Origin of the sequence: Nocardioides marmoribigeumensis, assembly GCF_031458325.1 — a bacterium.
Lineage (GTDB): Bacteria > Actinomycetota > Actinomycetes > Propionibacteriales > Nocardioidaceae > Marmoricola_A > Marmoricola_A marmoribigeumensis.
In genome coordinates this window covers 3,964,611-3,978,255 of the sequence record NZ_JAVDYG010000001.1, presented here as the reverse complement: position 1 = coordinate 3,978,255, position 13,645 = coordinate 3,964,611, and the positions used below count along the sequence as shown (strand labels likewise).

The following is a 13,645-nucleotide window of genomic DNA, read 5'->3' as shown; positions in this document are numbered from 1 at the left end:
CGGGTCGACCTGGGCTCAGGCCGACTTCTTCTTCTTGGCCGCCGTGGAGCGCGGGACCAGCGTCGGGTTGACGTTGTCCTTGACGACCTCGCCGGTCACGACAACCTTCTCCACGTCGTCGCGCGACGGGACGTCGTACATCACGTGGAGGAGGACCTCCTCGATGATCGCCCGGAGCCCGCGAGCACCGGTGCCCCGCAGCATCGCCAGGTCGGCGACCGCGTCGATGGCGTCGGTGGTGAACTCCAGCTCGACCCCGTCGAGGTCGAAGAGCTTCTGGTACTGCTTGACCAGGGCGTTGCGCGGCTCGGTGAGGATCTGCACCAGCGCCTCACGGTTGAGCTTCTCGACCGTCGCGATGACCGGCAGGCGCCCGATGAACTCGGGGATCAGCCCGAACTTGAGCAGGTCCTCGGGCATGACCTCGGAGAAGATCCGGTCGAGGTCCTTCTCCTCCTTGGTCGGCAGCTTGGCGCCGAAGCCGAGGGTCTTGGTGCCGATGCGCTGCTCGACGATCTGCTCCAGGCCGGCGAACGCCCCACCCACAATGAACAGGATGTTGGTCGTGTCGATCTGGATGAACTCCTGGTGGGGGTGCTTGCGCCCGCCCTGCGGCGGCACCGAGGCGGTCGTGCCCTCCAGGATCTTGAGCAGGGCCTGCTGCACGCCCTCGCCCGAGACGTCGCGCGTGATCGAGGGGTTCTCCGCCTTGCGGGCGACCTTGTCGATCTCGTCGATGTAGATGATGCCGGTCTCGGCCTTCTTGACGTCGTAGTCGGCGGCCTGGATCAGCTTGAGCAGGATGTTCTCGACGTCCTCGCCGACGTAGCCGGCCTCGGTCAGCGCGGTCGCGTCGGCGATCGCGAACGGGACGTTGAGCATGCGCGCCAGGGTCTGGGCGAGGTAGGTCTTGCCACAGCCGGTCGGCCCGATCACGAGGATGTTGGACTTGGCCAGCTCGACCGCGTCCTCACCCCGCGCACGGTGGGCCCCGACGCCGACGCCCGCCTGGACGCGCTTGTAGTGGTTGTAGACCGCCACCGCCAGTGACTTCTTGGCGGTCTCCTGCCCGATGACGTAGGAGTTGAGGAAGTCGAAGATCTCCCGAGGCTTGGGGAGCTCGTCGAGGCCGACCTCGGTGCCCTCGGTCAGCTCCTCCTCGATGATCTCGTTGCACAGGTCGATGCACTCGTCACAGATGTACACCGCGGGTCCTGCGATCAGGCGCTTGACCTGCTTCTGGCTCTTGCCGCAGAAAGAGCACTTCAGCAGGTCGCTGCCGTCACCGATGCGTGCCACTGGCACGCCTCCTCATCATCTCGGGCCGACCCGCTGTCGCGGGTTCGACGGGTCTCGTCCGAGGGCCTAGGGCGAAATTACCCCGCCGGAGGCCCTTTGGGGACCAGGACACGGTGGTTGATCCGTCCCGTTGGGTGTCCCCGGGCCGGTCAGGCCGGGAGCTCCTTCATCGACTGCAGGATCGAGTCGATCAGGCCGTACTCCACTGCGGCCTGGGCGGTCAGGATCTTGTCGCGCTCGATGTCCTTGCTGACCTCCTCCGTCGTCTTGCCGGAGGCGTCGGCGATCATCTGCTCGAGCAGCTCGCGCATCCGCAGGATCTCGTTGGCCTGGATCTCGATGTCGGAGGTCTGGCCGTAGGAGCCCTCGGTGTAGGGCTGGTGGATCAGGATGCGGCTGTTGGGCAGCGCCATGCGCTTGCCGGGCGTGCCGGCCGCCAGCAGGATCGCGGCCGCGGACGCAGCCTGGCCCAGGCAGACGGTCTGGATGTCGGGCTTGATGAAGCGCATCGTGTCGTAGATCGCGGTGAGGGCCGTGAACGAGCCGCCCGGGCTGTTGATGTAGATGCTGATGTCCTGCTCGGGGTTCATCGACTGCAGGCACAGCAGCTGGGCGATGACGGCGTTGGCCACGTCGTCGGAGATCGGCGTGCCGAGGTAGATGATGCGCTCCTCGAACAGCTTGGCGTAGGGGTCGATCCGGCGGAAGCCGTAGGACGTCCGCTCCTCCCACTGGGGGATGTAGTAGTTCACGTCAGTCCTCAGTTCTTGGAAGTGTGAGCGGGACGGCCCTGCTCGGCCACCTGGCCGGCGTTGGCCACGACACTGTCGATGAAGCCGTACTCCTTGGCCTGCTCCGCGGTGAACCAGCGGTCGCGGTCGGCGTCCTGCTCCACCTGCTCCAGCGGCTGGCCGGTGTGCTGGCTGATCAGCTCGAAGAGCACCTTCTTGATGTGCAACGACTGCTGGGCCTGGATCTTGATGTCGGAGGCCGAGCCGCCCATGCCGCCCGAGGGCTGGTGCATCATGATCCGCGCGTGGGGCAGCGCGTAGCGCTTGCCCGCGGCGCCGGCGCACAGGAGGAACTGCCCCATCGACGCCGCGAGGCCCATGGCCACCGTGGCGACGTCGTTGGAGATGTAGTTCATCGTGTCGTAGATCGCCATCCCGGAGTCGACCGAGCCGCCCGGGGAGTTGATGTAGAGGAAGATGTCCGCGTCGGGGTCCTCGGCGTTGAGCAGGAGCATCTGCGCGCAGATGGCGTTGGCGTTCTGGTCGCGGACCTCCGAGCCCAGGAACACGATCCGCTCGCGCAGCAGACGCTGGTAGACGTTGTCGTCGAGGCCGTACGACGCCGCCCCGGCATTCATCGAGATGTCAGTCACGGGACCGACCCTAGCCGCCGGGCCGGACAGTTCCACGGCCAATCCCCCCGTGTTCGCGGACAGCGGACGAGAGGGCCCCGCGACGCGGCCCCGACCTCAGGCGGAGCCCTCGACCTCGGCCCTCAGACGCTCCAGCGTCGTGCCCATCCCGACCTCGAGCTCGTCGGCGTGCTCGGGCGTGCCGCCGAGGAGCAGGGGCGCGACGACCCGCGACCCGAGCGTCAGGTCGCGCGGGACCTGGCGGCGGTGGACGACCCGGGTCCGCGAGCCACCGGCACCACCGGCGGCACCGCTGCCGTCGCTCACGTCGCTGAGCTCCCAGATCCACCGCGCGCCGCTGCTCACCGTGTCCCAGGCGACCAGCGAGCCCGGCGCGAGCGCGCAGACCACGCTGCGGGTGGGCCAGACCACCGGGCCGCGGCGGTTGATCCCGACGTACTGCTGACCGAGCCGGAGCCCGCCGCGCCGCAGCGGGACCATGCGCACCAGCTCGGGGCTCCAGGCGGGCATGCGGGAGAAGTCGGTGAGGACCTCCCAGACCCGCCCGCGCGGAGCCGCGACCTCGAGCTCGACGCGCAGCTCGCGGCGCGGGTCGGACACGGTGCCGGTGCGGGGGTCGCTCACGCGAGCCAGTGTGTCATCGCGCGGTAGACCTCGGGGTGGTTGAGCAGCCCCCAGTGGTTGGTCTCGGCGACGTGCAGCAGGTCGGCGTCGGGGAAGAGCCGCAGCATGCGCCTGCTGAAGGGCGGGCTCTGGCCGGTCGCCGACCCCCGGCGGACGAGCAGGTCGCCGAACAGGCGTCCGAGCGGGCTGCGCGGCGAGCCGATCGCGGCGGAGACCAGGCGGTAGCGCACGTGCGGCAGCGGCGGCAGCTCGGGCAGGCCGTGCTCGAGGTCGCGGATGCCGGCCGACCGGTGGTCGAGGATGCGTCCGAAGGCCGCGGACTCCTTGGTGACGCCGAGGAAGCGGGCTCCGTGCTTCACGCCCTTGGCCAGGTCGGCGCCCAGGTGGGGGGTGCCGAGCGTGACCACGTCGCTGAGCCGCTCCACCCACGGGCGCCGGTGCTCGGTGGTCACCGAGCACGCCGCGCGGATGATCAGGCCGCCCATCGAGTGGCCGACGAGGGCGACGCGCGTGACGTCGACCGGCCACTGGTCGACCAGGTCCTGGAGCAGCGCGGTCAGCGAGACGCCGTTGTGCGCCACCGGCATGCCGGTGTTGACCCGCAGGTAGACCGGGGTCCACCCGGCCGCCATCTCCAGCCGCGAGCCGTAGGAGCCCCCGACCTCCTCGCGCCTCAGGTCCCAGATGCCCTCATGCTCCCCCAGTCCGTGCACGAAGACCAGCACGCGGTTGCTCGCGTGCGGGAACGCCGCACGCAGGGCCTCCCGCTCGACCGGCACCGTGCGGCCGGAGGCCCGGACCACGAGCGGCAGCGCCAGGTGGGGGTGCTCCTCGCTCAGCTTCTCCCCGATCAGCCCGTTGACCGCGGACTGCACCGCACGCCCGGGGGCGCTGTCGTCGAGCGCGGGCCCGGAGACCCCGGCCCGCGAGAGGCGGGAGAAGCCCTCCCCCGCAGCCCTCAGCGCCAGGGCGATCGAGCCGTAGACCGTGGCCGCGATGCCGTCGTGCAGCAGCCTCGGGGCCGCCACGACGGTGCCGGCTCCCAGGCGGTCGGCGGTGCCGAAGACCCGGTCGGCCAAGGCCCGGTGGGTGTCGCGCGCGGTGCCGACCAGCAGCTCCTCGGCGTACGCCGCCCCGAGCGCGAGCGCGTCGACCACGCCCGGCACCGGCTGCTCGGGCACGACGCGCGAGGCGCCGCGCGCACCCGCCCCGTGGAGGGGCGGGAGCGGCAGGGTCTGCTCGGCGCCGTCCGGTCGGACGAGCCGAGCGCCGTGGGCCAGGGGCGCGGTGTCGTGCGAGCTCACCGCACCATTGTCAGTGAACAGATGTGCACTGACAATGCGACACGCCGGTCAGGACTCGGAGTCGGTGACCTCGGCGCTGTCGCCGGCCTCGGCCGCCGCGTCCTCCGGCTCGCCGACCGTGCCGTCGCCACGCAGGTTCTTCAGGTCGACGACGTTGCCCGAGGCGTCCTTGACGGTCGCGGACTCCACCAGCGTCGCCAGCGCCTTGCCCCGGACGATCTCGGCGACCATCTCGGGCACGTGGTTGTGCTCGACCATGTGCTTGACGAACTCGTTGGGGTTCTGGCCCGACTGCTGGGCGCGGCGCAGCATGTGCTCGGTGAGCTCCTGCTGCTCGACCTGGATCTCCTGGCTCTTGGCCAGCTGGTCGAGGATGAACTGCGCGGCGACCGAGTCGCGGGCGGACTTCTCCAGGTCGCCCTCGAACTCGTCGATGGTCTGCTCCTCGGCGTCGAGGTAGCCCTGCAGGTCGAGTCCCTGCATCGCCAGCTGCTGCTCGACGTTCTGACGGCGGGCCTGGATCTCGGAGGTCACCAGGGTCTCGGGGATCGGCACCTCGACCAGGTCGAGGACCTTCTCCACCAGCGCGTCGCGGGCCTGGGCAGCCTGCTCCAGGCGCTTGCCGTTGGCCAGGCGCACGCGGACGTCGTCGGTCAGCTCGGCGACGGTGTCGAACTCCGAGGCCATCTGCGCGAACTCGTCGTCGAGCTCGGGCAGCTGCTGCTCCTTGACCCCGCTCACGGTCACCGCGATGTCGACGTCCTGCCCGGCGAGGTCGCCCCCGGCCAGGGTGGAGACGAAGGTCGTCTCGTCCCCGGCGGACTTGCCGGTCACGGCCTCGTCGAGGCCGTCGATCATGCCGCCGCTGCCGATCTGGTAGCTGATGCCGCTGGCCTCGCCGCCCTCGACCGGCTCGCCGTCCCGGGTCGCGACCAGGTCGAGCACGACGTAGTCGCCCTCGCCCGCGGCGCGGTCCACGTCGACCAGCGTGCCGAAGCGCTCGCGCAGGGCCTGGACCTGGGTCTCGACGTCCTCGTCGGTGACGACCGCGTCGGGGACGGAGACCTCGAGGCCGGTCAGGTCGGGCAGCTCGAGGGTGGGACGGACGTCGACCTCGGCGGTGAACTCCAGGCTGTCGTTGTCCTCGAGGCGGGTGATGTCGACCTCGGGCTGGGCCAGTGGCTCCAGGTCGTTGTCCTGCAGCGCCTGGACGTAGAGCTGCGGCAGGGCGTCGTTGATCGCCTCGTCGAGCACCGCCCCGCGGCCGACCTGGCGGTCGATGATCGCGGCGGGGACCTTGCCCTTGCGGAAGCCCGGGACGTTGATCTGCTGGGCGATCTTGCGGTACGCCGCGTCCAGGCTGGGCTTCAGCTCGGAAAAGGGCACCTCGACGGTGAGCTTGGCCCGGGTGGGGCTCAGGGTCTCGACGGCGCTCTTCACAGATGTACTCCTCGATCGGTGTGTCAGGTGGGGCCCGCGCCAGGAGGCTGCCTGCGGGACCCCCGTGCCCACAGCCCGGTGGCTGTGCGTGGGAAGTCGGGGCGACAGGACTCGAACCTGCGGTCTCCTGCTCCCAAAGCAGGCGCGCTAGCCACTACGCTACGCCCCGTCACCGGGACCGTCGTGGACACGGTGGTGAACCCACCGGAGTCTAGTCAGCGCCCCGCGCACTGTCGAAACGACGGTCCACGACAGCCCTCGGAAGCCGTGTGGAAGGATGACGACGCGCGTCCTCGGACGCCGCGCGGATGTAGCTCAATGGTAGAGCCCCAGTCTTCCAAACTGGCTACGCGGGTTCGATTCCCGTCATCCGCTCCACCGCTCGGCGCGTGACGCACGGGGCAGCGGCACGATCCTGCCCCCGGCGATCGCGAGGGCAGGATCCTGCGGCTCCTGGGTCACCTGAGGTCGAAGACCACCGACCGGGAGTGCGCCAGGGACGGGTCGGTCACCGTGATGCGGTAGGTCCCCGCCGTCAGGGCGGCGCCGCCGGCGAACTGGCTGTTCTTGGTCGACAGCGTGTAGTGGTACATGTCGCCGACCCACCGCATCGTCTTCCCGTTGGTGGCCGACTCGACGATCATCGTCTCGTTGACCGCGCCGACAGGGACGGTGTCGATCCGGTCGAGCTGGACCACCGGCGACAGGGTGGTCACGAGCTTCCCATCGCAGTCGTTGACGACGATCTTGACCGGGATCGTGCTCCCCTTCTTGAACACGCTCCGCGTCGTGCCGCCCTGGTTGATCGGCGGGAGGAAGTCCCCCGCCCCGTTGGCGGTCGCATAGGTCAGAGTCTCTGCGTCGGAGGATCCGTCCTGGTCGGTGACGGTGACCCCGATCGTGTACGAACCGGCCGAGCCGTAGGTGTGGGTGCCGGTGGCGGTGCCGGTGGCGGTGCCGGTCACTGCGGACTCGACGACCGTGCCCGGCGAGCTGGTCGTGTCGCCCCACGAGAACTCAGCGGTGTGAGTGTCGGCCGCGTCCGGGTCGGTGAACCGGGCGGACGCGGTCACGGCGCAGGCGCCGGTGGCGTCGGCCGAGAGCGCCCCGACCTCCGGCGCATGGTTGGAGGCGGCGAGCTCCAGGGTGGCCGTGTCGGAGACGGGCGGGTTCTCGCCGTCGTCCGCGCTCAGCGTGAGCGTGTAGGTCCCCGGCTGGTCGCAGGTCACGGTGGTCGTCACCGTCGAGGGGTCGCCGAAGCTGCACGTCCCGGGGCCCGTGGCGGACCAGGTGCTGGGCAGGGGCATCGTCCGGTCGTCCGACGCGGCGCCTGCGACGTCCACCGCTGCGCCCTCCTCGCCGGTGTAGGGGCCGCCTGCATCCACGAAGGGCGGGCTGTCCACGCCGACGGGGCGGTAGCAGTTGCTGAACTCCCACGACAGGATGTCGTGGTTGGCCGCCGCGGCGCCGGTGCCCGAGGTGAACCCGATGAACGCGTCGTCGGCCGGAGCGCCGCTCCCGCCCAGGACGGCCGGCAGGTCGACGGTGTAGCTCAGGAGCGGGGACACCGGGCGGGTGTCGGAGTCGGCGACCCTCACCTCGAGCGCGTCGGTCGCGCCGTCGTAGTCGACCCAGGCGCGGTGGACCACCGACGGGTCGTCGAGGTTGATGGGCGCCAACGGAGCCCTCACCACGGAGCTGACGTCACCGTTGAGATCGATGCCTGCGTGGTTGTCGCTGTTGCCGTCGATGGACCCGTTGTTCCAGTTGTCGAGCTCGACGCCGATGCTCTGTGCGACTCCCTGGTAGCCGATCCCGCCGCCCAACCCGCCGACGTTGCTGGAGACGTTCTGGACGGTGAAGACGACGCCGTCGGCGCCCCCGCCCAGCTGGCTGGAGAACCTGAAGGAGAACTTGGTGCTGAACGACCCGCCGTTGACCAGGTTGACCTTGCTGGTGGTGAACGCCGAGCCGGCCTGGTTGTACGCGGCGGGCGTCACCCGGAGGACGGGCCCGTCGGAGGTGGAGACCACGGCGGCGTTCCCGTTGATCGACAGTGGCGCGGGCAACGGGTCGCCGAACCCGGCGTACGTCGTGGTGCCGCACTGCTCGGGCAGCGGCACGCCCTGCGTGCTGGTCGCCGTGGCCAGCTGGAGCCCGACGATGAGAAGTGTGCCGGCGCCCAGGCCGATGAGACGCGGGCTCGGTGAGATGGTCATGGTGGATCCCCCTTGGAGTGGTGGGACCGTGCGTTGAGCCGAGTCCCACTTCTCGAACGTAGGACGACATCCCGGGGGCCGACATAGCCCGACGAGGTCAAGACGCTCCGCCGGTCGGCGGCCGGCCAGGGCCCTAGGACCCGGGACCTCCAGGGGCACCGCCGATGCGGTGCTCCAGGGCGAGCGCCCCAGGCCCCGCCGCCACGTGGGGCGACCGGGTCACGACCACCAGGGCACAGTCGTCACCCTGCGCCCCCAGCCGCTCCACCAGGTCGTGGGCGAACCCGTCGTCACGGCGGTGCACGGTGCGCTCGACCTCGCCGAGCAACCGGTCCAGGCCCACCGACATGTCGCGGCCCGGCGCCTCGACCATGCCGTCGGTGAACAGCAGGAGCACGTCGCCCGGCATCATCCGGCCGACCACCGCGTCGTACGTCTCGTCCTCGAGCAGGCCGAGGACAGCGCCCTCGTAGCCCTCGTGCACCGTCCAGCGACCGCTCCCGGCGTGCAGCTGCACGGTCGGCGGGTGCCCGGCTGACCGCAGGACGAAGTCGCCGGTGGTGAGGTCGAGCGTGAGCTGGACGGCGGTGGCGAACCCCTCGGGCCAGTCCTGGCGCCAGACGTAGTGGTTGGCCTCGGAGAGGAACTCCGCCGGCTCGGTCGAGGCCAGCAGGCTGCCGAAGGCACCCGAGAGGAGCAGCGACTTGGGACCTGCCGCCACCCCCTTGCCCGACACGTCCACCACGAGCAGCCGCAGGCGCTCGTCGGGTTCGAGGTGGGTGAGCACGAAGTCACCCGCGAACTGCGTGCCGCCGGCGGCACGGAGGTGGCTCTCGGCCCGCCAGCCCGCGGGCAGCGCGGGCATGACCGCCTGGCGCCCCAGCCGTGCGCGCAGCTCGGTCAGCAGCGCGTCCGAGGCGTAGCCGGCCACCCCCAGGCTGCTGCGGCGACGGTTGAACCCCAGCACCAGCGCCGCCATGCCGAGCGCGGCCACGAAGGCCACGACCCGGCGGGTCGGGATCGACTCCTCGAACGAGATCAGGGTCTGCACCGCCAGGACGGCGATGACGGTGAGGACGAAGGGGGGGATGCGCCGCGGGGGGAGCAGCAGGGCCCCGGCCAGCAGCGGCACCATGAGCACGATCGCGCCCACGTCGTCCGGAGCAGCGAGCATCGCGAGGCCGACGACGGCCACCGCGGCGTAGAGACCGATCCGCAGACCTCGCTCGTCGCCCCGGAGCCAACGGCCCGAGCCGTCCCTCAGGCCTGTGATCACCGCTCGACCCTATCGGGTGCGACCCGCGTCCTGCCGGGGACGGCGCTGGCACCGTGGGCACCAGAAGGAGTTGCGCCCGTTGAGCGTCTCGGTGCGGATCCGTGACCCGCAGACCCAGCACGGCTGACCCTGCCGGCGGTAGACGTAGACCTCCCCGCCGTGGTCGTCGCGACGGGGGTCACGTCCCATCACCTCCGGCGTGTGCTCGGGCCTCACCGTGTCGATCCGGCCGGTCCGCACCCCCTCGGCCATGAGGAGCACCAGGTCGTCCCAGACTGCACGGAACTGGGCGCGCGTGAGCCGGCGCCCGGGCCTCAGCGGGTGGATGCGCTGCCGGAAGAGCACCTCAGCGCGGTAGACGTTGCCGACCCCCGCCACGACCGCCTGGTCCATGAGGAGGTCACCGATGCTCCGCTCGCTGCGCCGGATGCGCTGCCAGGCCCGGTCGGGGTCGGCGTCGGCCCGGAGGGGGTCCGGGCCCAGCCTGGCCCGGACGGCTGCGGCCTCCTCCGGCGTCACCAGGTCGCACACGATCGCTCCGCGCAGGTCGGCGTACGTCGGGTGGGCGCCGCCGCGCTCCAGGCGCAGCCGCACGGCACCCACCGGCGCCGGGGCCGGTCCCTCGACGACGTCGAAGGCGCCGATGAGACCGAGGTGGACGTGGACGACCCGCTCTCCCGCGAGCTCGACGAACAGGTGCTTGCCGGCCGAGTCCGCCCGCTCGAGCACGGTGCCGTCGAGCAGCCGGGCCTCGGCCTCGAAGCGGCCCTGGGGACTGCTGACGCGGACCGGGTGACCGGCGAAGGCGTCGGTCAGACGGACCGCGAGCCGGCGGAGGGTGTGACCCTCAGGCATCGCCGACGCCGGCGCTGCCGGGACGCGCGGACTCCGGCAGCGGGGGCAGCTCGTGGGTGCGCTCGTAGTCGGCCATGAGGCCGATGCGACGCACGTGGCGCTCGTCGTGGGTGAACGGGGTGGTCAGGAAGACCTCGACGAACCGGGTCATCTCCTCGATCGTGTGCATGCGCCCACCGACGGAGACCACCTGCGCGTCGTTGTGCTCGCGCGCCAGGGCGGCGGTCTGCTCGCTCCACACCAGCGCCGCGCGGATGCCCGGGACCTTGTTGGCGGCCATCTGCTCACCGTTGCCCGACCCGCCGATCACCACGCCGAGGCTGTCGAGGCCCTGCGCCCGGTCGGCCGCGACGCCCTCCCCCGCCCGGAGGCAGAAGACGGGGTAGTCGTCCAGGGCGTCGTAGACGAAGGGGCCGTGGTCGACCGGCTCGTAGCCCTGCTCCGCGAGCCAGGCGACGAGGTGGTCCTTGAGCTCGAGGCCGGCGTGGTCGGAGCCGATGTGCACGCGCATGGGCGAATCCTGTCAGCCGAGCCGGGCCAGCCAGCGTGCGGCCTCGTCGAGGGCCACCTCGGCCGCGTCGAACTCCGCGGGGCGCCGCCAGAAGCCGTGGATCATCCCGGCGTGGAGGGTGTCCTCCACCTGCGCACCCTGGGACCGGGCGAGCCTCACGAAGGCCTCCACCTCGTCGGCGAGGGTGTCGCACTCGGCGACCTGGACCAGCGTGGGCGGGAGCGACCCCAGGTCGGTCGCGCGCAGCGGCGCGAGGTCGGGGTCGGCCCGGTCGACGCCGTCGGGGGCGTAGTGGTCCCAGAACCATCGCGCGTCGGCCCGGTCGAGGCCGCCGTCGAGCGAGGAGTACGACGCCGAGGCGGTCTCCGGGTCGAGGAAGGGGTAGACCAGCAGCGCCCCGGCGAGGGTGCCGGGCCGCCGACGGGCCACGCCGACCGCCAGGTTGCCGCCCGCGCTGTCACCGGCCACGACCACCCGGGCCGGGTCGAGGCCGAGGGCGTCGGCGTCGGTGAGCAGGCCGTCGAGCGCCGCGACCGAGTCGTCCAGGGCCGCCGGGAAGCGGTGCTCGGGCGGGCGGCGGTAGTCGGCGGCCAGGACCGCCCAGCCCGTGCGGTTGGCGAGCCGTCGCGCCTGGGCGTCGTGGGTCTCGAGGTCGCCGAGGACGAAGCCGCCGCCGTGGAGGTAGAGGACCACCGGGAGCGTGCCCGCCGACGGGCGGTGCAGCCGGCACGGGACTCCCCCGACCTCGAGGTCGCGCACCTCGTGGACGGGCTCCTTGGGCTCGGCGAGACCGGCCTCGCGCTGCTCCTCGCGCACCTCGGCGATCTCGTCGTCGGGCACGGTCGCGAGCGGGTCGAGGTCCTCGGCCTCGACCAGGGCGGCGAGCGCCTGGGGGTGCAGCCGGGGGTCCCGGCTCATCCCTGCGCCTCGAGGCGCTCCAGCTCCTCGTCGACCACGGCGGTGTCGAGCTTGGTGAAGACCGGCGTCGGCTTGCCCACGGGCGTGCCGGGGACCAGCTCACGACGCGCCCAGGCGGCGGCGCCGGCGTACTCCCCGGTGATCACGGGGTAGCCGGGGCCACCGTCGAGGTCCTCGACCTCCTCGATGCGGGGCATCGGCTGGAGGTCGCCGGCGCCGCCGAAGACCTCGTCGACCCGGTTGGCCGAGTGCGGGAGGAACGGGCTCAGCAGCACGTTGCAGTCGGCAGCGGCCTGCGCGGCGACGAAGAGCACGGTCGCCAGGCGGTCGCGCTGGTCGTCACCCTTGAGCTTCCAGGGCTCGGAGTCCGAGACGTACTTGTTGACCTCGGCGACGGTGCGCATCGCCTCACCGATCGCCTGCTTCTGGCGGTGCCGGCCGATCAGGTCGCCGACGGTGCCGAACGCCGCCTCCGTGCGGGCGAGCAGCTCGCGGTCGGCGTCGGTCAGCTCACCGGGCGCGGGGACCTCGCCGAAGTTCTTGGCGATGAGGTTGGCGGTGCGGTTGACCAGGTTGCCCCAGCCGGCGACGAGCTCGTCGTTGGTGCGGCGCACGAACTCCGCCCAGGTGAAGTCGGCGTCCTGGTTCTCCGGCCCGGCGGCGGCCACGAAGTAGCGGAACGCGTCGACCTGGTAGCGCGCGAGCATGTCGCGCACGTAGATCACGACCCGCTTGGAGGAGGAGAACTTGCGGCCCTCCATGGTGAGGAACTCGCTGGAGACCACCTCGGTCGGCAGGTTGAGCCGCCCGAACTTGCCGGGCTCACCGCCCTTGTCGCCCTTGCCGGAGTAGGCGAGCAGCTCGGCGGGCCAGATCTGGGAGTGGAAGGTGATGTTGTCCTTGCCCATGAAGTAGTAGGACAGCGCCTCGGGGTCGTTCCACCAGTCGCGCCACCGCTCCGGGTCGCCGGTCCGCCGGGCCCACTCCACGCTCGCGGAGAAGTAGCCGATGACGGCGTCGAACCAGACGTAGAGCCGCTTGGTCGGGTTGTCGCGCCAGCCCTCCAGCGGCACCGGGATGCCCCAGTCGATGTCGCGGGTCATCGCCCGCGGGCGGATCTCCTTGAGGATGTTCTGGCTGAAGCGGATGACGTTGGGTCGCCAGGTGCCGCTCGCCTCCCGCTCGTCGAGCCACTCCGCCAGCGCGTCGGCGAGCGCGGGCAGGTCGAGGAAGAAGTGCTGGGTCTCGATGAACTCCGGCGTCTCCCCGTTGATCTTGGAGACCGGGTCGATCAGGTCGTGCGGGTCGAGCTGGTTGCCGCAGGTGTCGCACTGGTCACCCCGCGCGCCCGGGGCGCCGCAGATCGGGCAGGTGCCCTCGATGTAGCGGTCGGGGAGGGTCCGGCCGGTCGAGGGCGAGATCGCGCCGTACGTCGTGCGCTCGACGAAGTAGCCGTTGTCGTAGACCCCGGTGAACAGGTCCTGCACCACGGCGTAGTGGTTGCGCGTCGTCGTGCGGGTGTAGAGGTCGTAGGTCACGCCCAGGTGGCACAGGTCCTCGGCGATGAGCCGGTGGTTGCGGTCGGCGAGCTCCTGCGGCGTCACGCCGGCCTCGTCGGCGGCGATCAGGATCGGGGTGCCGTGCTCGTCGGTGCCGGAGACCATGAGCACGTCGTGACCCGCCATGCGCATGTAGCGGCTGAAGACGTCGGACGGCACCCCGAACCCGGCCACGTGGCCGATGTGACGGGGGCCGTTGGCGTAGGGCCAGGCCACAGCAGAGAGGACGTGGGTCATGGGCCCGATCCTATTGAGG

12 protein-coding genes and 2 tRNA genes are annotated in these 13,645 nt (G+C 71.3%); 1 reads left to right on the top strand and 13 read right to left on the bottom strand.

From position 1 onward, the window contains the following. Positions 1–15: 15 nt before the first annotated feature. The 7 genes from clpX to J2S63_RS18945 form a co-directional block, all read right to left on the bottom strand. Complete coding sequence (gene clpX / locus J2S63_RS18975) at positions 16–1,299, bottom strand: ATP-dependent Clp protease ATP-binding subunit ClpX (protein ID WP_310306748.1); 1,284 nt, start codon at positions 1,297–1,299, stop codon at positions 16–18. Between the two features lie 149 nt (positions 1,300–1,448). Next, entirely contained in the window at positions 1,449–2,168 is a 720-nt protein-coding gene (locus J2S63_RS18970) for an ATP-dependent Clp protease proteolytic subunit (protein WP_374725144.1), read from the bottom strand. Continuing rightward, entirely contained in the window at positions 2,060–2,746 is a 687-nt protein-coding gene (locus tag J2S63_RS18965) for an ATP-dependent Clp protease proteolytic subunit (RefSeq protein ID WP_374725143.1), read from the bottom strand. The genes J2S63_RS18970 and J2S63_RS18965 overlap by 109 nt, the downstream gene beginning before the upstream one ends. A 33-nt stretch (positions 2,747–2,779) precedes the next feature. Next, positions 2,780–3,307 (bottom strand): SRPBCC family protein, encoded by a 528-nt coding sequence (locus J2S63_RS18960; RefSeq protein ID WP_310305617.1) that lies wholly within the window; start codon positions 3,305–3,307, stop codon positions 2,780–2,782. Then, a complete protein-coding gene (locus tag J2S63_RS18955; RefSeq protein ID WP_310305616.1) occupies positions 3,304–4,611 on the bottom strand; it encodes a lipase family alpha/beta hydrolase in 1,308 nt (435 codons plus the stop codon). Before J2S63_RS18955 ends, J2S63_RS18960 begins: the two co-directional genes overlap by 4 nt. Positions 4,612–4,659: 48 nt before the next feature. Beyond that, entirely contained in the window at positions 4,660–6,051 is a 1,392-nt protein-coding gene (gene tig, locus J2S63_RS18950; RefSeq protein ID WP_310305614.1) for a trigger factor, read from the bottom strand. A gap of 96 nt (positions 6,052–6,147) precedes the next feature. Further along, positions 6,148–6,220 (bottom strand) — tRNA-Pro (locus J2S63_RS18945). Positions 6,221–6,355: 135 nt separating this feature from the next. Between J2S63_RS18945 and J2S63_RS18940 the strand changes: the two genes are divergently transcribed. After that, positions 6,356–6,429: transfer RNA gene (locus J2S63_RS18940), tRNA-Gly, on the top strand. A gap of 80 nt (positions 6,430–6,509) precedes the next feature. Here J2S63_RS18940 and J2S63_RS18935 read toward each other — a convergent pair. The 6 genes from J2S63_RS18935 to metG form a co-directional block, all read right to left on the bottom strand. Continuing rightward, positions 6,510–8,270, bottom strand: a complete 1,761-nt coding sequence (locus tag J2S63_RS18935) for a lectin-like domain-containing protein (protein WP_310305610.1) — start codon at positions 8,268–8,270, stop codon at positions 6,510–6,512. 133 nt (positions 8,271–8,403) lie between these two features. After that, complete coding sequence (locus J2S63_RS18930) at positions 8,404–9,546, bottom strand: PP2C family protein-serine/threonine phosphatase (protein ID WP_310305609.1); 1,143 nt, start codon at positions 9,544–9,546, stop codon at positions 8,404–8,406. A gap of 9 nt (positions 9,547–9,555) precedes the next feature. Beyond that, positions 9,556–10,401: an Fpg/Nei family DNA glycosylase gene (locus J2S63_RS18925; RefSeq protein WP_310305608.1), complete on the bottom strand. Its 846-nt coding sequence runs from the start codon at positions 10,399–10,401 to the stop codon at positions 9,556–9,558. After that, positions 10,394–10,912: a ribose-5-phosphate isomerase gene (locus J2S63_RS18920; RefSeq protein WP_310305606.1), complete on the bottom strand. Its 519-nt coding sequence runs from the start codon at positions 10,910–10,912 to the stop codon at positions 10,394–10,396. Before J2S63_RS18920 ends, J2S63_RS18925 begins: the two co-directional genes overlap by 8 nt. A 12-nt stretch (positions 10,913–10,924) precedes the next feature. Further along, positions 10,925–11,830 carry an alpha/beta hydrolase gene (locus J2S63_RS18915; RefSeq protein WP_310305603.1) on the bottom strand — a complete coding sequence of 302 codons (906 nt, stop codon included), beginning with the start codon at positions 11,828–11,830 and terminating at the stop codon, positions 10,925–10,927. Further along, positions 11,827–13,626: a methionine--tRNA ligase gene (gene metG / locus J2S63_RS18910; RefSeq protein ID WP_310305600.1), complete on the bottom strand. Its 1,800-nt coding sequence runs from the start codon at positions 13,624–13,626 to the stop codon at positions 11,827–11,829. The genes J2S63_RS18915 and metG overlap by 4 nt, the downstream gene beginning before the upstream one ends. Positions 13,627–13,645 lie beyond the last annotated feature (19 nt).